Below are 21,736 nucleotides of genomic sequence, written 5' to 3' on the forward strand. Positions count from 1 at the left end.
TTTCTTCCTCCTTCGCCCGGCAATCACTGAAGGCCGAAATATTCTTTGATGCCGTCAACGATGCCTTGGGCAACTTTGCTGCGGTACTCGTCGGTTGCCAGCAGCGCATCGTCGCTCTTGTTGCTTAAGTACCCGCATTCCAGCAGCACGGCCGGCATGGTCGTTTCCCGGGTCACGTGCAGACTTTGCGTGCGAACATTGCGATCGGGCAAGCCGGAGGCTTGGACCATATGCTTATGCATCACCTTGGCCAGATCCAAGCTGGCCGCCCGAGTGTAATAGGTTTCCACGCCGCTGGCGGTGGCGGAACCGGAGTTCGCGTGGACGGAAATAAAGATGTCCGCGCCCGCATTTTCGGCGATTTTCACCCGCTCCGGCAATGTTGGATAAGTATCGCTATCCCGCGTCAGCACCAAATTGATGTTGGGATCGTTCTGCAACAGCTCCTGAACTTTCAGAACCACCGCAAGGTTGAAGTCTTTTTCCTTGTTCTTCGTTACGCTGATCGCGCCCGGATCGCTGCCTCCATGACCGGCGTCCAGCACGACCGTTTTCGTTCCGTCGCCGCCGGAGGTTCCGCCCTGGCCCCCATCCACGTTCAAAGTAACGATGATCAGCCCGTCGTTTTCGTTGACCAACTGATAATTGACCTTATAATTCAAATCCAACACGACCCGTACGGTCGATGGATTGCTGCTGAACAGCGCATATCTGACTTTGGAGACATCGGGATAATCCGTTACTTCAATGGCTCCGCTCTTGTTGGCGTCGAGCGGCGCTCCACCCGCCAACATGTCGGCAAATTGCGCTTGCGGAAGATCGATCACGAGCCGTTCCGGACCGCTCATCGTAAAAATGTTCGGTGTCACGCTCTTATCGATCGCAATCATTAGGCTGTTGTTGCTAAACGCGATCCCGGTAACTTTGGCCAAGTCGGCGGTATCCGCTGGCGGCACAACCGTTCCCGGTTGCGGTCCTTCCGTACCTGTGCCGGATCCAACATTGCCAGCATTGCCGGCATTGCCGCTTCCGCTGCCGGAGTTTGGCGTCGTCAAATAAGCAGCTTTAGCCGGATTGTCCCAAGACACCTGCAACCCCATCTGTTCCCCGACGAAACGCATCGGCACGAGCGTCGTGTCCTCGGCAAGCCTCGGCGCGATCGGCAGTTTGACCTCGCTGCCGTTTACGGAAGCGGTCGTTTTATTGACGTTGAGAATAAGCGTTGTATCCGATTGCTTTATGGTTACCGTGCCCGTCTTTTTCTCCCAGTTGACGTCAAAACCCAGCTCCTCCGCGACGACACGAATTGGAATCATCACATTTCCGTTCACATTCTGGACTTGTCCATTTTTGGGCAAAGCGAGCGCTTTCCCGTCCAAATAAATACTCGTACTGCCCGGCGCAGCGTGTCCTGTTTGCGCCATCACGATCAGCAGCATCCAGGCGAACATGAGCGCCGCCAAACCTTTTTTCTTCATCCGTCACCCCTACCATCCTAGAATTTTGCCTCATGATGACCGATGAGTTTTCACACCTGCATTTCGACATCACCAGACGACATATTAGACGCCAGAAGCCCTGGAAAGTTGCGAAATTATGGCATTTTTCTGCTTAACTTTTGCCAGAGCTTCCTACGACAATCCTGGGTTCCCTGAAAACGGAAAAGGCACACCCTAGCGGGGTGCACCTTCTCGATTTCGAGCAAAAAATAGCCCGGCAAATCTTCAAAGCTAGCAACGGACCTGAGCGACGTTAATCGCTGTAGCTTCCGGCAACCTATTCTGTAACGGACCGAGATGACCTTATCTGCTTCGATATTGCTCCGAATCCTGCTGACAGGGCTAAATAACGCCATTGGGGTCCGTAGCTTAGGGAAATACTCAGGAAATGACGGGATAACGGTTCTCCGGTCCGTTACAAATTCCGTCCTCACCGTTACATTTCCATTTCCCAGCGCTCTTTTGTTCATTATCCCGATGAATCAGCTTCAGCAATCTATCGTGTGGTCTCCCCCCCACGGCGGCCTCCCCGCGCTCTTCTATTCAACAGCTAACGGCTCATCGGATGCTCCAGGTCGACGTGGCCCATCAGCGATTCGACCTGCTCCCCATCCAAAGTCAGCTCGATTTGTTTGACCTCGTCAAATTGGAACATCGTTTTCTTCAGCGCTTCGATGGCCAACGATTCCCCGCCGGCGCCCAAGCGGGCTTCGTCCGGCAAGCTGATATCGATCGCCAGCTGTCCGTTCGCTTCGGAGAAGGAAACGCTGTTCAGCACAACGTTCTGCCACAGGGAAGCCAACCCGCTGTCCGCCGTTTGCAAAGCTTTGAACGCTCCTTCATATTTGGAATGCTCCGCGGAAACCTCGATCTCGCGCGTTTTCTCCTGCAGATCCATGACATCGTCATCCGTAAAATAGACCTTGATCGTCTGATTACTGGACTCGGGAGTATGCCGGACCTCTTCGGAACCGTTCCCGCCGCCTCCCGCTCCCTGAACCGCGCCGTCTTCCGGCGAAGATGCCGGTTTATCTCCGCAGCCTGCCGCGAGACCAAGCAGGGCGATCAACGTCAAAATATATCCTAATCTTCTCAAGCCGTCTCCCCCCTAAAGTTCGTCTCCATCTTCATTACAGCCCCAAATATTCCTTAATACCCGCGACGATGCCGCTGGCGACACGCTGCTGGAACTCTTCGGTCCACATGAGGGACTCGTCGTTCTTGTTGCTGAGATACCCTACCTCGAGAAGAACGGCCGGCATCTTGGTCTCCCGGGTGACGTGGTAGTTGCTTTGCCTTACTTCCCGGTCCTTGAGACCGGTTGCCGCCACAAGATGGCGGTGCATCACCTGGGCCAGCGCCAAGCTCTCCTTTCGGGTATAATGCGTCTCCGTCCCGGTCGGATTAAGCGGCGGATCGATGCTGTTGCCGTGAATGGACACAAAAATATCGGCGTTTGCGTCATTGGCGATTTGGGCCCGCTCCGCTAAAGACAATGTGGCGTCGTCCGTGCGGGTCATCACCAGTTCAATGCCCGGCTCCTGTTTCAGCAGCGCTTCCACTTTCAAGCCGACGGCAAGCGTAAAATCTTTCTCCGGCTTCTTCGTTACGCTGGTCGCTCCCGGGGCCGTGCCGCCATGGCCAGGATCGATGACGACGATCTTCTTGCCGCCGCTTCCCGCACTCCCCGTTTGGCCGTCTAGCGATGCCGCTCCCGGCGCCAAATCGACGGTCACCAGGCCGTCGTCAAGATTGGTTACCGTGAACTCCGCGTTCCGATTCAAGTCGATCACGATCCGCACGGTAGACGGTACCGTGCTGAATAGCGAATAACGGATCTGGGATACGTCCGGATAATCGCTTACCGCAAATTGACCCATCCGACTGGTATCCAGCGGATGAACCTCCCCAAAGGTCGGGGCAAAATCGGCGTTAGGAATATCGATGACGATCCGATCGGGACCGCTCATCTTAAATACGTTAGGCGTCACGCTGCCGGAAACGGCAAACATCAAGCGATTTTCGCTGAAGCTGATACCCTGGATCAGCGCATTGGGGGTCTCGGCTTGGTTCCCGGTCGTCGCGGACCCCGGCAAGTATGTATCGTCATTCCCCGCCGCCGGCTGCTCTTCCGGAACGGATACCGGGGTTTCCTGCCCGGGAGCCGGGCTTCCCGTTCCCGGAACGACACCGCCCGCGGAACCTCCCGCAGGGCTGGTTAAATACGCGGACTTGGTCGCATTGTCCCAACTGACCTGCATGCCCATCTGTTCTCCGACGAACCGAAGCGGCACGAGCGTTGAATCTCCCTGCAGAAATGGAGCGCCATTGAGCTTGACCGCCTGGTCACCGACGGAAGCCGTATTTTGACCGAGCGTCAGCTTAAGCTCCGTTCCCTCCTGCGAGATGGTGATCGTCCCGCCCTTCTTCTCCCATACGACCTGGTAACCCATCCCCTCGGCAACCACGCGCAGCGGCACCATGACATTGCCTCCTACAATTCCCGCCTGGACGCCGGCAGGCTGCTGCAACTCCTGACCGTCGAGTATAATATGCGTTCCGGAGGTTCCCGACGAGGCCGCGTAGGCATCTTTCGCCAATCCCGGAAAAATCAGCAAGCCAACCAACATAAACATCATCAAGCCGAGCTTCTTCATTCGTTAATCCCTACCCCACCCTCGTATTTTGCCGAATCAAGAATTTCATGGGCGGATACGCCCCGCTTTGCGGTCCAGCGGACTCTGTAAACGCCAACATTCCCAATACACTGCTAATTACTTCCATAATATCAGAAAAAACGCGGCGTTGATAGACTTCTATTTTCATAGATTGACAAAAAGAGAGACAAAAAAGCCCCGGCTGCCTCTCGCAACCGGGACTCCCGCCAATCTCAGGCGGTTTAAGCCAAATGCGCAAACTTCTTCTTCTCGTAAGCCGCAATCAAATCCTCGTGCTGAAGGGTCAAACCGATATCGTCCAAGCCTTGCAGCAAAAACTGGCGGCGATGCTCATCCAGATCGAAACTCAAGTTCAAGCCGTACTCGTCGGTGATCGTCTTCTGCTCCAGATCAACCGTCAGCTTATAGCCTTCATGGGCTGCCGTCCGCACGAACAGCTCCTCGACCTGTTCTTCGGACAGCTTGATCGGCAAAATGCCGTTCTTAAAGCAGTTGTTGTAGAAAATATCCGCAAAGGACGGCGCGATCACGCAGCGGAACCCGTAATCCAGAATCGCCCACGGCGCATGCTCCCGCGAGGAGCCGCATCCGAAGTTTACGCGCGAAATGAGGACGGACGCGCCGGCGTATCGCGGTTTGTTCAATTCGAACTCGGGATTGACGTTCCCTTCCGTATCGAACCGCCATTCATAGAACAAGAACTGGCCAAACCCGGACCGTTCGATCCGCTTCAAAAATTGCTTCGGTATAATCGCATCGGTATCGACGTTCACGCGGTCCACCGGACCCACGATACCGGTATGTTTCACAAATGCTTCCATCGTCGATTCTCCCCTTTTCCCTTGATTAGCTCAGGACTTCGCTTTTGATTTCCCACTCGCGCACGTCGACGAAATGACCCTTAATCGCCGCCGCAGCCGCCATGGCCGGGGAAACCAAATGCGTTCTGCCGCCGCGCCCTTGCCGTCCTTCGAAGTTGCGGTTCGAAGTGGAGGCGCACCGCTGTCCCGGCTGCAGGACGTCGGGATTCATCGCGAGACACATGCTGCAGCCCGCGTCGCGCCATTCGAAGCCCGCTTCCTTAAACACCTTGTCGAGGCCTTCTTTTTCCGCTTGCAGCTTCACGCGGCCCGAACCCGGAACGACAATCGCCGTTACTTTATCCGACACCTGGTAGCCCTTGGCGATTTCCGCCGCTGCGCGCAGGTCTTCGATCCGGCCGTTTGTGCAGGAACCGATAAAGACATAGTCGACGGCGATCTCCGTCATCGGGGTGCCTGGCTTCAAGTCCATGTATTCCAGCGCTTTTTCGGCGGCCTTCCGTTCGTTGTCGGTCGCGAAGTCCGCCGGATTCGGCACCGTTCCGTCGATTCCCGCGCCCATCCCCGGGCTGGTCCCCCAGGTGACCTGCGGAATCAACGAATCGACGTCGAATTCTACGACACGATCGTAAACCGCGCCTTCATCGGAGGTCAGGCTCTTCCATTCGGCTACCGCCTGTTCGAACGCCGCGCCTTGCGGCACGTGCTCGCGGCCGCGCAAATAGTTGAACGTCGTTTCGTCCGGCGCGATCAAGCCCGCTCTCGCCCCGGCTTCGATCGACATGTTGCAGACGGTCATCCGCTCTTCCATCGTCAGCTCGCGGATCGCTTCACCCGTGTACTCAATAACATAGCCGGTAGCGAAGTCGGTGCCGTACTTAGCGATCACGCCGAGGATCATATCCTTTGCGGTCACGCCCGGTTTACGTTTGCCGACAAAGCGGACTTCCAACGTTTTCGCTTTCGCTTGCTGGAGGCATTGGGTTGCCAGGACGTGCTCGACTTCACTCGTACCGATCCCGAAAGCAAGCGCGCCGAACGCACCGTGCGTGGAGGTGTGGCTGTCGCCGCAAACGATCGTTTTGCCCGGATGCGTAAGTCCCAACTCCGGCCCCATGACGTGCACAACGCCTTGATCGATCGTATCCAGATCGTATAAGGTGACGCCAAAATCGCGGCAGTTCTTAGACAGCGTGTCGATCTGCTGCTTGGAGATCGGGTCCGAAATGTTGTAGCGGTCTTTGGTCGGAACGTTATGGTCCATCGTAGCGAAAGTCAGTTCCGGACGGCGTACCTTGCGGCCGCTGAGACGAAGTCCCTCAAATGCCTGCGGAGACGTCACCTCATGCACAAGGTGCAAATCGATATAGAGAATGCTAGGCTTGCCTTCCTCTTGATGGATTACGTGATGATCCCAAATTTTCTCGTACATTGTCTTTTTGCTGCTCATATTTATTCACCCCACACAAGGATTCGTACAAATCTCAAGGCGCAGGTGCGCGATTGTCCGCTTCCCCCAGCCTTGAATATTGAATTCAATATAACATTTTCACGTTAATTGTTCCAAGATATAATAACTATAATGGCGATAGGTTTATCCTATAAATCGAGCAATACCCGCGTATCTGAATCCGATGTTGATTCTGTTCGCCGGTTTAATGAATTGCCTGGACGAGCACCAGCATCGCCGGAAGCGCAAGAAACGAAGCGAGCGTCGTCCAAACGATGCATCGGGACACCAGGCCGGGTGAAGCATCAAAGCGTTCGGCCAGCACAACGGCGTTGACCGCGACCGGCATCGACGCCAGGATGAACAGGACGGAAAACAGCGTGCCCGTAATCCCCAGCAGCTTCAAGGCCGCGTAGGCCATGATCGGCGCTATGGCCAGACGAACCGCCAGCCCCATCCATACTGCCGTCGGTCTCGCCCGCTTGGCGTCCGGACGTCCGACCTTGGTCATTTGGGCGCCCAAGATCGTCAGCACGACCGGCGAATAAGCGTCCGCCACCATGGAAATGCCCTGCTCCAGCTCGGCGGCCAGGTGCAGCCCGGCGACTTTCAGAAACACAGCCAATGCCGCCGCATAAATCGCCGGTAAAGCGAATACGGATTTGACCGCGCTTTTGACGGAAAAGCTGGACCTTGCGGCGAAATACACGCCGACCGTATTGACGAGGATCATTTGCGTAATCACGTACACCGAGGCTTTATCCAACCCCAGTTGGCCGAAGGCAAGCAGCACGAGCGGCAACCCGTAGTTCGCGCTGTTGGTCAAGGTCGAGATCAGCGTCATGCCGGCGGCTTCCGACTGCTCCAGCCAGCCGATGAACGCCGCCGCCTTGGCCACGCCCCACATCAGCAGCAGATTCACCAGGGAGAAAGCGATGGTGTTGTATAGTTCATCCGAAGTCATTTGGGCGTTGCGGAGCGTGTCGAAAATGATCGCCGGACTTAACACGTACAGGTACAACGTCAGCAAGGGCTTCGTGTCCCAGGCGCGGAACCGCGCCAATAACGCGCCGGCGGCGACCGGGACCGACAACGGCACGATGACCTGGAGCAGCGTGGACAATACGGTTTGCAGCATGGCCGTAACCTCCCTCTCTTTTTGCTGCCCTCTATTTTACCCCCTGTTTCATCGCATCGTCCAAGACCGGAAAGCAATACCGTTGATAGCCTTTGCCTATATCTTGATAAAGGAGTTCGAACACGCGGCGCAGAATGGTTTACAGCAAGAAAGAGGCGAAAAACGGAGGGGGATCGGCATGAGAAACGAACAAGAAATGATGAGTCTTATTTTGGATTTCGCAAGGAATGAGGAGCGAATCCGCTTGGTCACTTTGGAAGGATCGCGCACGAACGACAGGATTCCTCGCGATGCGTTCCAGGATTACGACATTTCCTTTTTCGTGACGGATTTGGATTCCTTCAAGGAAAACGATCGGTGGATCGACGGCTTTGGCCGCCGCCTGATGATGCAAAAACCCGAAGATATGGAGCTTTTTCCGCCGGAATTGGGCAATTGGTTCTCTTATTTGATTCTTTTCGAGGATGGAAACAAACTGGACCTTACGCTCATCCCCTTAAATGAGCTGGAGGATTATTTTGCGGGCAGCGACGGCTTGGTGAAGGTCTTGCTCGATAAGGATGCGCGAATCGGCCGGGAAGTGGCCGCAAGCGACCGGCAATATTGGATAAAGAAGCCGACCGCCAGAGCGTTTGACGATTGCTGCAATGAGTTCTGGATGGCTTCGACTTACGTCGCAAAAGGTTTGGCGCGAAAGGAGATTCTTTTTGCCATCGATCATTTGAACGAGATTGTGCGTCCGAATTTGTTGAGAATGATGGCTTGGCATATCGGATCGGAGCGAGGGTATGACTTCAGCGTCGGGAAAAATTATAAGTTTATCGATCGCTACCTGCCGCCCGAAGAATGGGAGGCCTTGCTGTCTACCTATGCCGAACACGGCTATCCGGAAATGTGGCGGTCCTTGTTCGCTTGCCATGCGTTATTCAGAACTTATGCAAAGACCCTGGCGAAACACCTCGGAACCCGCTATCCGGATTATGACGAGGCCATCACCAACTACACGGAAAATATCTATCGCTCCCTTGAGCGGTAAAAAACAAACCGCCTATGAACCAACTAGGCGGTTTGCGTTTGCATCCAGGATATAACAACAAACGAGATTTAGAACGAATCGACGCCCATCACATGATCGAGCGGGACCGGCCCGATGTTGCGGCTGTCGTTGCTGTTGTTCCGGTTGTCCCCCATCACGAACACGTGTTGATCCGGAACTTGCCAAACCTGAGCCGCTCCGGCGTCCATCTGCTCCTTGATGTAAGGCTCCTGCAATGGCTCCCCGTTGCGGAACACTTGCCCGTCCTTCACTTCGATCGTGTCCCCGGGCAAGCCGATTACCCGTTTGACGTAAAAGATATCGGCCTCTTCTCCGGACAGCCAGGTGATGATCGGATGCTCCTTCACGTCGTCCCAAAACGTGCGGCTCCGGTCAACACGGCTGTCGATAATGACGATGTCGCCGTAGGCCGGCAGCTTCTCCAGCACATGCGCAAACTTCCAGGCATAAATCCGCTGGTTATCGTTTAATGTCGGTTCCATCGAATGCCCGTCCACTTTATAAGGTTGAATGATAAAAATGCCGATGATCATGCTAAGCACAAACCCGAGGGCGATCGAGAAACCCCAGCCGCCGATTTCTTTCCACCATCTTTTCCGTTTCAAGCGAAAACCTCCACCAACTTGATGTTTGACTCTATTATAACGGGTACCGATGCAGGAAGACAAATTTGGCAGCTCCTCCCATTTTCACCCTTTTTAAACCATCGATGAATTATTCCGCCCTATATGATATAGTTTATTTATAGGTTTTTCTTATAAGAAACAAAGGGGTTAATGCTATGGAACTTCGCCAGCTTCAATACACCTTGCAAATCGCCGAGGAAAAAAACTTCTCTCGCGCCGCCGACAAGCTCCACATCGCCCAGCCGTCGCTGAGCCAGCAATTGTCCAAGCTGGAGCGGGAGCTCGGGGTAAAGCTGTTTCAGCGCAACACGAGCACGGTCGAGCTCACCTACGCCGGAGCCAGCTTTATCGCGCACGCGCAAAAAATCATGGACGCCGTCGCCCAGCTCCGGCAGGAGATGGACGACATCTCCCAACTGCGCGCCGGCCGCGTCGTGGTCGGCAGCATGCCGATTACCGGTTCCCACCTGCTGCCCTACGTGCTTCCGGCGTTCAAGGAGAGTTATCCGGATATCCAAGTGACCCTGCTGGAGGATACGTCATTGAATCTGGAGAAGCTCACGGCCGGCGGCGGCACCGATCTTAGCCTGCTTTCGCTGCCGCTGCAGGAGCCGACGCTCTCCTATGTGCCGATCGGCGAAGAGATCATCGATTTGGCGGTTCCGCCAAACCACCCGCTGACGGAAATTCCCGGCGTCCAGGAGCGGGGCGTCGAACTGGCACAGCTTCAGGCTGAACCGTTTATCGTGCTCAAAAAAGGCCAGGGGTTCCGTAAGCTGACCGTCGAGCTGTGCCGGAGCGCCGGGTTCGAACCCAACGTCGTATTCGAAAGCAACAATATTGAAACCGTACAATCGCTGGTTGCGGCCGGCATGGGCATTACACTCGTTCCGCGATTTATCGCCCGGGCCAAGCGCAGCGAGCTGATCCCGGCGTATTTGCCGCTGGCCCAACCCGTCCCGAGCCGGACGCTCGTGATCGCCTACCGCAAAGGCCGTTATTTGTCCAAAGCCGCGGAAGCTTTTATTGAAACGTTCAAAGCGACGATGGAGCTGCGCGAGCGCGCTTACCATTCGTAGCGGTCCGGGCGACGGTCGGAAAAAACGGGAATGCGGCCGCGAACCTCATCGACGAGTGACGGGTCGACGGCCCCGGTGACGATCGCCTCTCCTTCTCCGCCCTCCGCAATAACTTCGCCCCACGGATCAATGATCATCGAGTGCCCGAAGAAAACGTCGTTACCGCTCCGGCCGGTCCGATTGCAGGCAAGCACGTACATTTGGTTTTCGATCGCCCGGGCCATCAGCAGCGTGCGCCAGTGATGCATCCGGGGATGCGGCCATTGCGCGGGGACGATCAAAAGCTTGGCGCCCTGAAGCGCCAACGTCCGGGCCAGCTCCGGGAAGCGGATATCGTAGCAGATCGCCGCCCCGGCTTTCGTGCCGTTCAGTTCAAAGACGACGTTCCGTTCTCCGGGCGCCACGTACTTCTGCTCATCCATCAACCGGAACAGATGGATTTTGGCGTAACGCGCCGCCTCTCTTCCCTCCCGGTCAAACACATACATGGCGTTGTAAATGTTCCCGTCCCGCTTCTCGGCGATGGAACCGCCGACAATCTGGATGCGGCGCTCCGCGGCAAACGCCGACAGCCACTCCCGCGCCGCGCCGCCCTCAGGGTCGGCCAATTCATGAATCCGGTCCAACGCGTAACCCGTGTTCCACATCTCCGGGAGCACCGCCAGATCCAAGTCCGGATGTTCCGAAACGGCCTGCTCAAGCAAAGCCCGCATCTGTTTGAAATTTTCCTCCGGTTTCCCAAGCCTGATCTCGCCCTGAATCAGGGCGACTTGCATTTTTCCTTGCTTTCGCTCCGCCATATCACCCACTCCTCCGAAGCAACCTATCAGATATGATAGCCCGCTCGTTAACGGGAAGCAATACGCGTCATCGGGCGGAAGGGAGAATTGGACAATTCAGCGGCGTCAGTCCTCCAGCAATACACGCTTTAGAAAAGGATCTTCAAGCCAGTCAGCCAACTGCTTTGGGGAAAACCCTTTCGCAACGTCCAGGTCCACCAGCGATCCGCCGGAGTAACCGAAAATCGCGGAACGGTCGGGATCGTGTCCGGACCTTTTCGCAGCACGTTTTTCAGTTTTTCCAGCATATTGCGGAAGCTGTTTTCCAAGTCGGTTTGCGGTTGGGCAGCCGCCTTGATCACCTGGTCCAGCTTATCGTTACCGCCGACGAATTCTCCGGCCTCATTGAGGCCGACATCCGCCAACGATAGTCCGGTTAAGGTTTGCAAAAACTCGTTGACATGCCATTTTTCATAAGCCGCTTTATTGATGGATGTCCCGTTTTGTTCGGCCACCAATTCCCCATGGCTTAACAGGCGCGCTCCAAACCTTTTGTCGCTCTCGTTCAGCGCTGCTTCGATCCGCGCTTTGGTTTGCGCATCGGACGCCCCCTCAACCGTTATGCGATTGTCGCCGCCGACGCGGAAGGTCAGGTTTTCTTGCTCGTTCCGTGGTATACCGTGTTCGCTCAGCGTCTGTTCGATCTGGCTGTTCAAGCGCTGTCTATCCAGGTAAAGATTGTAAATCTCAAATTGAACGCCATTCATTTGCGATCTTAACGATGGCGAGTTTTTTTGCGCTTCTTGGGCTTCCGCGCTGATGGTTACCGCGTCTTTCGGGACGGTGGCCGCCCGCGCGGACTCCTTGGCCCGCGGGGAAGATGTTCCGTAGGAAGTTTCCCTCAACCGTTTGGCAAAAAGCGTATAATCCACCCTGCTGTTAATATTCATAACGGCTCCTTTCGTAAGGTGAGTTTTAAGGTTTATATCGGTAATTGAAGGAATTTGTTTTACCGTCGGCCGGACGGCCGCCCGGGAGCGGTTGTCTTTCTCGCTTTTTTCTTTTGCAAAAACGAGGGGACGATGGTATTCTTACAGTAATCATACTCAATCGGACACACGTAAAACGCGAAGACGGGACCAGTACGAAAGAAACGCGGCGCCACAGAGAGTAAATTCCATCGGCTGAAAGAATTTACATGCCAGCCCTTTCCGAACCCTACCCCCGAGCGGCCGGCCGAACAAGCCGGACAGCGCCCCCTGTTACCGGGTATTCAAGTTGGATGGGATTCTTCTCATCAATAAAGGTGGTACCGCGGAAGTCAAACTTTCGTCCTTTGCGTGCAAAGGCGAAAGTTTTTTTATTTTATCTATCGTTCGAGGAGTGATCCCCATGCTGCGACGCATCGTCGTCAAAATCGGCAGCAGTTCGCTGACATCGTCGGAAGGAGAATTAAACCGGGGGGCGCTCGCCTATTTCGCGGCCGAATTGGCCGGGCTGATCCGGGCCGGATATCAGCCGCTGCTCGTGACCTCCGGCGCCGTTGCCGCCGGGTTCCGCGAAATCGGCTACCCCGAACGGCCGAAGCTTCTTCATGAGAAGCAGGCTTCGGCCGCCGTCGGTCAAGCGCTGCTGATGCAAACTTATCGCGAAGAGCTGGCTCTGCACGGGGTTTCCGCCGCCCAGGTGCTGCTGACCCGATCCGACTTTCAGAACCGCAAGCGGACGGGCAACGCCAGCATGGCGATCGAGGAGCTATTAAAGCGAAACGTGCTGCCGATCATTAACGAGAACGACACCGTGTCGCTGGATGAATTGAAATTCGGCGACAACGACACGTTGTCCGCTCTCGTCGCTAACCTCATTCGGGCCGATCACCTGCTGATCCTCACCGATTTGGACGGTCTGTATACCAAGGATCCGCGCCTGGATCCGGAAGCGACCCGGATCGGCCGGGTAACGGAAATTTCCGGCGAGATCTACGCGATCGCCGGCGGGGCCGGTTCCGCCGTCGGCACGGGCGGCATGCGCTCGAAGATCGACGCCGCCAAAATCGCCTCGCTCGGAGGCGTCCCCGTCTTCGTCGGCAAGGTCGACTCGCCCGGCGATCTGCTGGCCGCTTTGCGCGGCGACGGACGGGGCACCTATTTCGAGGCCCAAGGTGCGGCGCTGCCGCGGAAGAAGCAATGGCTGGGCTTCTTCTCCACCCCGATCGGAACGCTGACGGTCGATGCCGGTGCCGAAGACGCCTTGATTCGCGGCGGGCGAAGCCTGCTTCCGGTCGGCGTCAAAGCCGCGACCGGGCATTTTCATACCGGCGACGTCGTTGAAGTCGTCAACGCCGGCGGCGAGGTACTGGGGCGTGGCATCGTTAATTATGACGCGGAGCAGCTCCACGGTATCCTCGGGCTCCCCAGCACCGAGGTCGTCCAAAAAATCGACAGCATCCATCGCCTGGAAGTCATTCACCGGGACGAATGGATTTCGCTGAAAGCCTAAAATCAAACCCATTCCATAGCGGAAATCAAGGAGGTATACGTATGAGTGAAGTGAGACAAAAAGCCGAGCGGGCCGGCGGCGCCGTTGCCGTGCTGAACCGATTGACGACGGCGCAAAAAAACGAAGCTCTGCTGGCGGCGGCCGAAGCGCTGGTGAACGGCAGCGCCGCCATTCTCGCCGCAAATGAGGAGGACCTGCAGCGAGGGCGGGACAACGGTACATCCTCGTCCATGCTCGATCGCCTGGCTTTAACCCCGGAACGGATTGAAGCTATCGCCGAAGGGCTGCGGCAAATCGTCGGGTTGCCGGATCCGGTCGGGGACGTGCTGGAGACGATCGACCGTCCGAACGGACTGCATATCGTCAAACGCCGCGTCCCGCTCGGTGTCATCGGGATCGTCTACGAGGCCCGGCCGAACGTCACGGTCGACGCGATGGGGCTATGCCTGAAAACGGGCAACGCCGTGGTGCTTCGCGGCGGCTCCTCCGCCTTGTCCTCCAACCGCAAAATCGTGGAGATCATCCACGGCGCGCTCGCGGCAACCCAAGTTCCTGTTGAAGCCGTACAGCTGATTGAGGATCCCAGCCGTTCCTCCGTCGACGAGATGCTTAAACTGAACGGGCTGCTCGACGTCGTGATTCCGCGCGGCGGCAGCTCGCTGATTCAAACGGTCGTGCAAAACGCCACGGTGCCGGTCATCGAGACGGGCGCCGGCATCTGCCATACGTACCTGGACGCTTCGGCCGATCCCGCCATGGCCGCGGACATCGCCTTAAATGCCAAAGTGCAGCGCCCGTCGGTCTGCAACTCGATGGAAACGCTGCTGGTCCATGAGGATTTCGCCGAACGCCATCTGGCGGAGCTGGCCGGCCGGTTCAAGGACGCCGGCGTCGAGCTGCGGGGCTGCGAGGCCGCCAGACGGCTGATCCCTTGGGCGGTGCCGGCCACGGACGAGGATTACGCGACGGAGTACAACGACTATATTCTTAATGTCAAAATCGTGCGCAGTCTCGACGAAGCCACGGCGCACATCGCCCGTTTCGGCACGAAGCACTCCGAATGCATCGTCACCCGGGACGGCGCCAATGCCGAACGGTTCCAGCAGGAAGTGGACGCCGCCGCCGTATACCATAACGCCTCCACCCGCTTTACCGACGGTTTCGAATTCGGGTTCGGCGCGGAGATCGGCATCAGCACCCAGAAGCTGCATGCCCGGGGACCGATGGGACTGGCTGCGCTGACGTCGAGCAAATATATCATCCAGGGGAATGGGCAAATCCGGCAATAACCGGCCGTCCCCCTTTTTTTCACCACTTCAACAGGAGGTCATTCCCTATGCAAACCAACTCTACTTTGGCCGCCTCCACCCTCTGTTTTTATGGAGCGGGCTCCATGGCCGAAGCCATCGTGCGCGGATTGCTCCATAAGCAAGTCGCTAACGCCGGCCAAATTGTCATGCTGAACCGCTCCAACCGGGAACGGCTCGAATATTTAACGCAAACCTACCGGGTCCAAACGGCGATCGAAGACGATGCGAAGCGAATTTATCTGCGGGATGCCTCGATCATCGTCCTGGCGATGAAACCTAAGGACGCCGGCGCAGCTCTGGCCGGCCTGGGGCCGCTCTTGCGCGAAGGCCAACTGATCGTCTCCCTGATCGCCGGCTTGTCCATCGCCACGATCCAGGCCCTGCTCGGCACGAAGGCGGCCGTGGCCCGTACGATGCCGAACACCTCCTGTTCCATCGGGCACGGCGCGACCGGCATTTCCTTCTCGCCGGAAACGAACGGGGAACAGCGCGCCCAGGTGTTGTCGATGTTTGAAGCCGTCGGAACGGTTAGCGTCATCCCCGAAGAGCAAATGGAAATCTTAACGGGCGTATCCGGGAGCGGACCCGCATATGTTTATTATCTGATGGAAGCGATGATCGAAGCGGGGATCGAAGGCGGCCTGACCGCGGAGCAATCCCGCGAGCTCACGGTGCAGACGGTGCTGGGCGCCGCCCGGATGATGGCGGAAACCGGCGAAGCGCCAACCAAGCTGCGCGCGGATATCACCTCGCCAAACGGTTCGACGCAAGCCGCGATCGGCGTGCTGGAAACCGGCAGCTTCCAGCCGAACGTGCGGGCTGCGGTCCACCGGGCCGCCGAACGTTCGAAGGAAATGGGCGAAGCGGTTAGACAGGCGCTGTTGTAGCAGCAGCGCTTGGGCCAACAAGGGGGGGCTGGCCGCCCTGAGGCCAGTGCGAAAGGGGGACGGGAGCATGAATTATGGCGACATCCCATGGGAAGAGAAACAAGCGGCGCTGGGCGCGTTAAGCCGAGTGCGGGAAGTGTTGGCGGCCCGCGGCTGGTTTCCCGCTTCCAGCGGAAGCTTATCGGTGCGGGTCGGCAGTTATACGCCCGACCGGTTTGTGTTTGCCGTTATTTGCGACGAGACGCACACGTCGGAGTTGTCCGCGGAGCCTTCCGCTCCGGCAAGCGTGCTGTTCGTCGATGCCGCCGGCGCGCCTTGCGAACCGACGCGGCTGAAGCCTTGCTCCGATACGCCGATTCACGCGAAAATTTACCGGATGACCGGCTGCGGCGCGATTGTTCACGTCCATACGGCGTTCAATAACGTGCTTAGCGAATATTTCGGCGCGGACGGCGGGGTCCCTCTCAAGGGAAACGAGCTGCTCAAAAGCTTGGAGATCTGGGAGACGGATGCGGAAATTCGGGTGCCGATCCTGCCGAATCCCGAACTCCCTGCGATCCTCAAGCGAATATCGGGTGGGCTGGATACGCGCGTTCCCGCGTTGCTGCTCCGAAACCACGGGATTTATGCCTGGGGCTCCGGCGTTGCGGAGGCCAAGCGGCATCTGGAAGCGCTGGAGTTTATGTTCGAAGCGCTGTACCGCTCCCTGCTGTTGCCCCCCCATGGGCGCAATGCCCGATAACGACAACTCGCGGCATGCGATAGGCGGTTGGGCGGATCGTTGATCCGCTCCTTTCGCGCTAACGCTGGCCGCGAGTTTTTTTTCATGTGCATGAAACCGGATTATCTCTCGATAAATTCCGCATACGCTGTAGAGTCCATCAAATTTGCCAACGCGAGGTTCGGATCCTCCTTCAGCCGGATGTGCACCATCCAACCTCCATCGTAAGGCTCTTCATTCACGAGCTCCGGCGCGGTGTCCAGCTCCCCGTTGACCGCCAGCACGGTCCCGCTGACCGGCGTAAACAAATCGGCCACCGTCTTGACGGATTCGATCGTGCCGATGGCGTCCTGCGCTTCGATCTCCTGCCCCGGATCGGGCAGCTCCACGAACACGATATCGCCCAAACGATGCTGGGCGACGTCGGAGATGCCGATTTTCACCGTCCCGTCCCCCAAATCAAGCACCCATTCATGCTCATCGCTGTACCAAACGTTTTCCCTGATCTCACTGGCCAAGATTAGCTCCTCCTCTGTCCGGATAATCTATCGTCCCCTACTTGCCTTGCCGATGCTCGAACCTGAAGTTTCTTCGTTCAGATTATTCCAAACCCGGCTCTCATGTCAATATTATTAACACATTTGATAGAGTCTAGCAAAATGTAAGCGTAGACTTTTCCATTAAACGAAATAGTTTAAAATTATTATGATAACTTTATTGACATCTCGATCGATTTTGAGTATTAATGAGATGTATAAGCTGCGGTTGATGGCAGAGGGAGAGATTACAATACGCAAGTTCTGTAACGCCGAAGGAGCAAACCGCCATGCGGTGAATCTCTCAGGCAAAAGGACTTCTGCCGGACGCAACTCTGGAGAGCATTCGCAAGCGATGGAATCGATGGAGTGATGAAGTCATCTTCGCATTGCGCGAATCACCCAAGGGGAAACCTGCACGTGCCTTCATGGCTTCGGCAGGGTAACTCTCAGGTACAAGGGACAGAGCCAGGAAGATCCGTTAGGGAAGCTGACGGAATTTCTTTGGCCTGTCCTTTTCGTTTTTCCAAAAAAGGCCGATCCGGCCCTACGAGGTGATGGTAATGTCCGAATCCGCATTGCGGCGAACGCCGCTCTACTCCGGGTATGCGCGTTACGAAGGCGTCCGCTGCATCGATTTCGGCGGCTGGGAGCTGCCGGTGCAGTTCAGCGGCATCCAGAAAGAACATGAAGCCGTGCGCGAGCGCGCCGGATTGTTCGACGTGTCGCACATGGGCGAATTTTTCGTGGAAGGACCGGAAGCGGAACGCTTTTTGCAGCGTATGACGACCAATGACGTGACCCTGCTCCAACCGGGTAAAGCCCAGTATACTTTGCTGTGCTACCCCGATGGCGGCGTGGTGGACGATCTGTTGATTTATATGCTGGAGCCGGGGAAGTACATGCTGGTAGTCAACGCCTCGAATATCGAAAAGGATTGGGAATGGCTGCAGCGTCACCTTCCCGCCGACGGCGCAACGATGCGTGACGCGTCCGGCGAGACGGCGTTGCTGGCCGTGCAAGGGCCGCTCGCTTCCACGATCCTCTCCCCGCTTTGCGATGGGCAGGAGCCCGCGGCCTTGCGCCCGTTCGCCTTTATTCCGGAAGTGCGGATTGCCGGTATTCCGGCGCTGCTGTCGCGAACCGGGTATACCGGCGAAGACGGCTTCGAGTTATATGTGGCGGCGGAACGCGCGAAAGCGTTATGGGACGTTTTGATGGAAGCCGGGGCGGCGTACGGCCTGCTCCCCGCCGGGCTCGGCGCCAGGGATACGCTGCGCTTCGAAGCCTGCCTGCCGCTGTACGGGCAGGAGCTCGGGCCGGATATCACCCCGCTCGAAGCCGGTCTGAACCGGTTCGTGAAGCTGCAGCAGGGCGATTTCATCGGGCGCGAGGCGCTGGCCAAACAGCGGGACGACGGCGTACCTCGCCGCTTGGTCGGCCTCGAGATGATCGATCGCGGCATCCCGCGCACGCATTACCCGGTGTTTGCCGAAGGCTCGGAAGTACCGCTCGGGGAAGTGACGACAGGTACGCAGTCGCCGACTTTGAAAAGAAACCTCGGGATGGCGATCCTGACCAGTGCCTATACCGAACCGGGTACGATCCTGGAGGTCGACATCCGCGGCAAACGGCTGAAGGCCAAGGTCGTCCCGCTGCCGTTCTATCGCCGAAACGAAAGCCGCCAAGCGACGAAAGGAGATTCATAAAACCGTATGCTAAAGCACCGTTATTTGCCGTTAACCGAACAAGACCGAAATGAAATGCTGGCGGCCATCGGCACCGATTCCGTGGAGGCGTTGTTCCGCGATATCCCGGAGGCCATTCGCTTTCAAGGCGAGCTCCCGGTCTCCCCGCGCCTGGACGAATACGCGCTGACCCGGCACCTGGCCGAGCTGGCCGGGCGCAACGCCGACACCGATCGCTTCGCCAGCTTCCTCGGCGCCGGACTTTACGACCATCACATCCCTTCCGTAATCCAACACGTCGTGTCCCGTTCGGAGTTTTATACCGCCTACACGCCCTATCAACCGGAAATTAGCCAAGGCGAGCTGCAGGCGATTTTCGAGTTCCAATCCTACATCTGCGAGCTGACCGGCCTCAAGGTCGCCAATGCCAGCATGTATGACGGAGCCACCGCTTTGGCCGAAGCCGGCAACCTGGCTGCGGCCGCCACCAAGCGCAAGCGGCTCGTCGTCTCCCGCGCCGTCCACCCGGAAGCCCGCGAGGTGCTCGCCACTTATGCCCATGGCCTGAACCTCGAGCTCGTCGAGGTCGGCTGGGAGCAAGGCGTGACCGATCGCCAGGCGCTCGCCGCCGCCATCACCAAGGACACCGCCGCCGTGCTGATCCAAAACCCGAATTTTTTCGGTTCTTTGGAGGATCTTCGCGCGATCGGCGAATTGGCTCACGCGCACGGCAGCTTGCTGGTCGTCAGCAGCAATCCGCTGGCGCTTGGCCTGCTGGAAGCGCCGGGCAAGCTCGGCGCCGACATCGTCGTCGGCGATGCCCAGCCGCTTGGCCTGGCCCCTTCCTTCGGCGGTCCGACCTGCGGATTCTTCGCCGTATCGGAAGCGCATATGCGCCGGATGCCCGGCCGGATCGTCGGACAAACGACCGACCGGAACGGCAAGCGCGGGTTCGTCCTGACCCTGCAGGCCCGCGAGCAGCATATCCGCCGCGAGAAAGCGACCTCGAACATTTGCTCCAATCAGGCGCTGCTTGCGCTGGCCGCCTCCGTCTATCTGTCCGTCATGGGCAAGCAAGGGATGGCCGAGGTGGCGGAGCTGAATTTGCAGAAAAGCCATTATGCCCAAAAGACGCTGACCGCCATTCCCGGCGTAAGCGCGGCTTTTGAATCGCCGTTCTTCAACGAGTTCGTGCTGCGGCTGCCGGAGGGGACCGATCCGGTCCGGCTGCAGCGGGACTTTCTCGCCGCAGGCTTGATCGGCGGGTACGATCTCGGCCGCAGCTACCCCGAGCTGGCCGGCCATCTGTTGATCGCCGTAACGGAAAAACGCAGCAAAGCGGAAATCGACCAATTCGCCCGCGTGATGGAGGAATCGATATGTCCGAAATAAAAGAGACGAAACCCGATGAATTGTTGATTTTTGAGCGCAGCCGCCCCGGACGGGTCGGCTATTCCCTGCCGGAATGCGACGTCCCGGCCGTCGCTAAGGAAGAACTGGTGCCGCAGGGCATGCTGCGGAGCGAAGGCTTGGCTTTCCCCGAAGTGTACGAGGTGGACGTGATCCGTCATTATACGGCGTTATCCCGCCGGAACTTCGGGGTCGATAACGGATTTTATCCGCTGGGCTCCTGCACGATGAAATACAATCCGAAGGTCAACGAGGACGTGGCGCGGTATTCCGGCCTGGCCAAAATCCATCCCTTTCAGCCGGAGGAAAGCGTGCAAGGCGCGCTGGAACTGATGCACCGCCTGCAGCGGGACCTGGCCGGACTCACCGGCATGGATGAGGTGACGCTGCAGCCGGCGGCCGGGGCCCACGGCGAATGGACCGGCCTGATGATGATCCGCGCCTACCACGAAAGCCGCGGCGAGCGGCGGACCAAAGTGATCGTGCCGGACTCCTCGCACGGCACCAATCCGGCCAGCGCTTCGGTTGCCGGATTCGAGACGATCACCATCCCGTCCACCGCGCGCGGCATGGTCGATCTGGACGCGCTGCGCGCAGCCGTCGGCGAAGACACGGCCGCGCTGATGCTCACCAACCCGAACACGCTGGGCTTGTTCGAGGAACAAATCCTGGAGATCGCCGACATCGTGCACGAAGCCGGCGGGCTGCTGTACTATGACGGCGCGAACTCCAACGCGATCATGGGCATCGCCCGCCCCGGCGACATGGGCTTTGACGTCGTGCACCTGAACCTGCACAAGACGATGAGCACCCCGCACGGCGGCGGCGGCCCCGGCGCCGGTCCGGTCGGCGTCAAGCGGCGGTTGGTTCCGTTTCTTCCCGAGCCCATGATCGTCAAGGACGAAACCGGCCGGTACGCCATTCGAGGCACACGCGCCGCAGGAGCCGCCGCCGATGCGGCTAACGCCAAAAACTCCGGGGCGGTCGGCTCGATCGGCCGGGTGAAAGCTTTTTACGGAAATTTCGGAATTCTTGTCCGCGCTTATGCGTATATCCGCAGTCTCGGCCCGGAAGGACTCCGCCAAGTGTCGGAAAATGCCGTATTAAACGCCAACTATATGATGAACCGCTTGGCTCCTTATTACGACCTTCCGTACCCAGGTCAACCGTGCAAACACGAATTCGTCATGTCCGGCAGCGGGCTGGCGAAGTACGGCATCCGCACGCTGGACATCGCCAAGCGGCTGCTGGACTTCGGCTATCATCCGCCGACCATCTATTTCCCGCTGAACGTCGAGGAATGCCTGATGATCGAACCGACGGAAACCGAAAGCAAGGAAACGCTGGACAGCTTTATCAACGCCATGATCGCCATCGCCAGGGAGGCCGAGACGGACCCGGATCGGTTGCGGAACGCGCCGCACACAACGCCGGTCACGCGCCTGGACGAAACCGGCGCCGCCCGGAAGCCGGTGCTGAACTGCGCCTGCGGGTAAGCCCGGAACGGAGGGTTTGCGCCTCCAGATCAAACAAAACTGCAATATCGTTCAAACTGGTT

The 21,736-nt window shown here is 57.7% G+C and carries 19 protein-coding genes and 2 riboswitches; of the genes, 9 read left to right on the forward strand and 10 right to left on the reverse strand.

Annotation, left to right across the window (positions count from 1 at the left end):
- Positions 1-23 precede the first annotated feature (23 nt).
- The 6 genes from ACZF99_RS14495 to ACZF99_RS14520 all read right to left on the reverse strand — a co-directional run bounded on the left by ACZF99_RS14495 (position 24) and on the right by ACZF99_RS14520 (position 7,586).
- Entirely contained in the window at positions 24-1,478 is a 1,455-nt protein-coding gene (locus ACZF99_RS14495; RefSeq protein WP_483605781.1) for an N-acetylmuramoyl-L-alanine amidase family protein, read from the reverse strand.
- A 571-nt stretch (positions 1,479-2,049) separates the two neighbouring features.
- A complete protein-coding gene (locus ACZF99_RS14500; protein ID WP_483605783.1) occupies positions 2,050-2,595 on the reverse strand; it encodes a GerMN domain-containing protein in 546 nt (181 codons plus the stop codon).
- Between the two features lie 34 nt (positions 2,596-2,629).
- Complete coding sequence (locus ACZF99_RS14505) at positions 2,630-4,156, reverse strand: N-acetylmuramoyl-L-alanine amidase family protein (protein WP_483605784.1); 1,527 nt, start codon at positions 4,154-4,156, stop codon at positions 2,630-2,632.
- Positions 4,157-4,398: 242 nt separating this feature from the next.
- Positions 4,399-4,998, reverse strand: coding sequence for a 3-isopropylmalate dehydratase small subunit (gene leuD / locus ACZF99_RS14510; protein ID WP_483605785.1), 600 nt, complete (start codon positions 4,996-4,998; stop codon positions 4,399-4,401).
- A gap of 25 nt (positions 4,999-5,023) precedes the next feature.
- On the reverse strand, positions 5,024-6,448 hold the full coding sequence (gene leuC, locus ACZF99_RS14515; protein WP_483605786.1) for a 3-isopropylmalate dehydratase large subunit: 1,425 nt from the start codon (positions 6,446-6,448) through the stop codon (positions 5,024-5,026).
- A 205-nt stretch (positions 6,449-6,653) separates the two neighbouring features.
- Positions 6,654-7,586 carry an AEC family transporter gene (locus ACZF99_RS14520; protein ID WP_483605787.1) on the reverse strand — a complete coding sequence of 311 codons (933 nt, stop codon included), beginning with the start codon at positions 7,584-7,586 and terminating at the stop codon, positions 6,654-6,656.
- Positions 7,587-7,764: 178 nt separating this feature from the next.
- Here ACZF99_RS14520 and ant(6) point away from each other — a divergent pair, with 178 nt between their 5' ends.
- Entirely contained in the window at positions 7,765-8,622 is an 858-nt protein-coding gene (gene ant(6) / locus ACZF99_RS14525; protein ID WP_483605788.1) for an aminoglycoside 6-adenylyltransferase, read from the forward strand.
- A gap of 68 nt (positions 8,623-8,690) precedes the next feature.
- Here the strand turns inward: ant(6) and lepB are convergent, their stop codons facing one another.
- On the reverse strand, positions 8,691-9,248 hold the full coding sequence (gene lepB, locus ACZF99_RS14530) for a signal peptidase I (protein WP_483605789.1): 558 nt from the start codon (positions 9,246-9,248) through the stop codon (positions 8,691-8,693).
- A gap of 176 nt (positions 9,249-9,424) precedes the next feature.
- Here lepB and ACZF99_RS14535 point away from each other — a divergent pair, with 176 nt between their 5' ends.
- Positions 9,425-10,348, forward strand: coding sequence for a LysR family transcriptional regulator (locus tag ACZF99_RS14535; protein WP_483605790.1), 924 nt, complete (start codon positions 9,425-9,427; stop codon positions 10,346-10,348).
- Here the strand turns inward: ACZF99_RS14535 and ACZF99_RS14540 are convergent.
- Complete coding sequence (locus tag ACZF99_RS14540) at positions 10,336-11,148, reverse strand: carbon-nitrogen family hydrolase (RefSeq protein ID WP_483605791.1); 813 nt, start codon at positions 11,146-11,148, stop codon at positions 10,336-10,338. The two genes, ACZF99_RS14535 and ACZF99_RS14540, sit on opposite strands and share 13 nt — an antisense overlap.
- Positions 11,149-11,276: 128 nt before the next feature.
- Positions 11,277-12,077, reverse strand: a complete 801-nt coding sequence (locus ACZF99_RS14545; RefSeq protein WP_483605793.1) for a DUF4885 domain-containing protein — start codon at positions 12,075-12,077, stop codon at positions 11,277-11,279.
- Positions 12,078-12,519: 442 nt separating this feature from the next.
- On the opposite strand from ACZF99_RS14545, the gene proB reads away from it, so the two are divergent.
- The 4 genes from proB (at position 12,520) to mtnB (ending at position 16,565) form a co-directional block, all read left to right on the forward strand.
- On the forward strand, positions 12,520-13,626 hold the full coding sequence (gene proB, locus ACZF99_RS14550; RefSeq protein ID WP_483605794.1) for a glutamate 5-kinase: 1,107 nt from the start codon (positions 12,520-12,522) through the stop codon (positions 13,624-13,626).
- Positions 13,627-13,667: 41 nt separating this feature from the next.
- Positions 13,668-14,915, forward strand: a complete 1,248-nt coding sequence (locus ACZF99_RS14555; RefSeq protein WP_483605795.1) for a glutamate-5-semialdehyde dehydrogenase — start codon at positions 13,668-13,670, stop codon at positions 14,913-14,915.
- A 47-nt stretch (positions 14,916-14,962) separates the two neighbouring features.
- On the forward strand, positions 14,963-15,823 hold the full coding sequence (gene proC / locus ACZF99_RS14560) for a pyrroline-5-carboxylate reductase (RefSeq protein ID WP_483605796.1): 861 nt from the start codon (positions 14,963-14,965) through the stop codon (positions 15,821-15,823).
- A 67-nt stretch (positions 15,824-15,890) separates the two neighbouring features.
- Complete coding sequence (gene mtnB, locus ACZF99_RS14565) at positions 15,891-16,565, forward strand: methylthioribulose 1-phosphate dehydratase (RefSeq protein WP_483605797.1); 675 nt, start codon at positions 15,891-15,893, stop codon at positions 16,563-16,565.
- A gap of 101 nt (positions 16,566-16,666) precedes the next feature.
- Here mtnB and gcvH read toward each other — a convergent pair whose 3' ends face one another.
- A complete protein-coding gene (gcvH, locus tag ACZF99_RS14570; protein ID WP_483605798.1) occupies positions 16,667-17,062 on the reverse strand; it encodes a glycine cleavage system protein GcvH in 396 nt (131 codons plus the stop codon).
- Positions 17,063-17,309: 247 nt separating this feature from the next.
- Positions 17,310-17,410, forward strand: a riboswitch (glycine riboswitch).
- 3 nt (positions 17,411-17,413) lie between these two features.
- Positions 17,414-17,548, forward strand: a riboswitch (glycine riboswitch).
- Positions 17,549-17,643: 95 nt separating this feature from the next.
- Here gcvH and gcvT point away from each other — a divergent pair.
- Genes gcvT through gcvPB form a run of 3 tightly spaced genes read left to right on the forward strand, consistent with a single transcriptional unit; the run spans position 17,644 to position 21,674 of the window.
- Positions 17,644-18,789 carry a glycine cleavage system aminomethyltransferase GcvT gene (gene gcvT, locus ACZF99_RS14575; protein WP_483605799.1) on the forward strand — a complete coding sequence of 382 codons (1,146 nt, stop codon included), beginning with the start codon at positions 17,644-17,646 and terminating at the stop codon, positions 18,787-18,789.
- Positions 18,790-18,795: 6 nt separating this feature from the next.
- Entirely contained in the window at positions 18,796-20,160 is a 1,365-nt protein-coding gene (gene gcvPA, locus ACZF99_RS14580; protein ID WP_483605800.1) for an aminomethyl-transferring glycine dehydrogenase subunit GcvPA, read from the forward strand.
- Positions 20,148-21,674, forward strand: a complete 1,527-nt coding sequence (gene gcvPB / locus ACZF99_RS14585) for an aminomethyl-transferring glycine dehydrogenase subunit GcvPB (RefSeq protein ID WP_483605801.1) — start codon at positions 20,148-20,150, stop codon at positions 21,672-21,674. Before gcvPA ends, gcvPB begins: the two co-directional genes overlap by 13 nt.
- Positions 21,675-21,736 lie beyond the last annotated feature (62 nt).

The organism is Paenibacillus sp. JL3B1040, assembly GCF_057063165.1.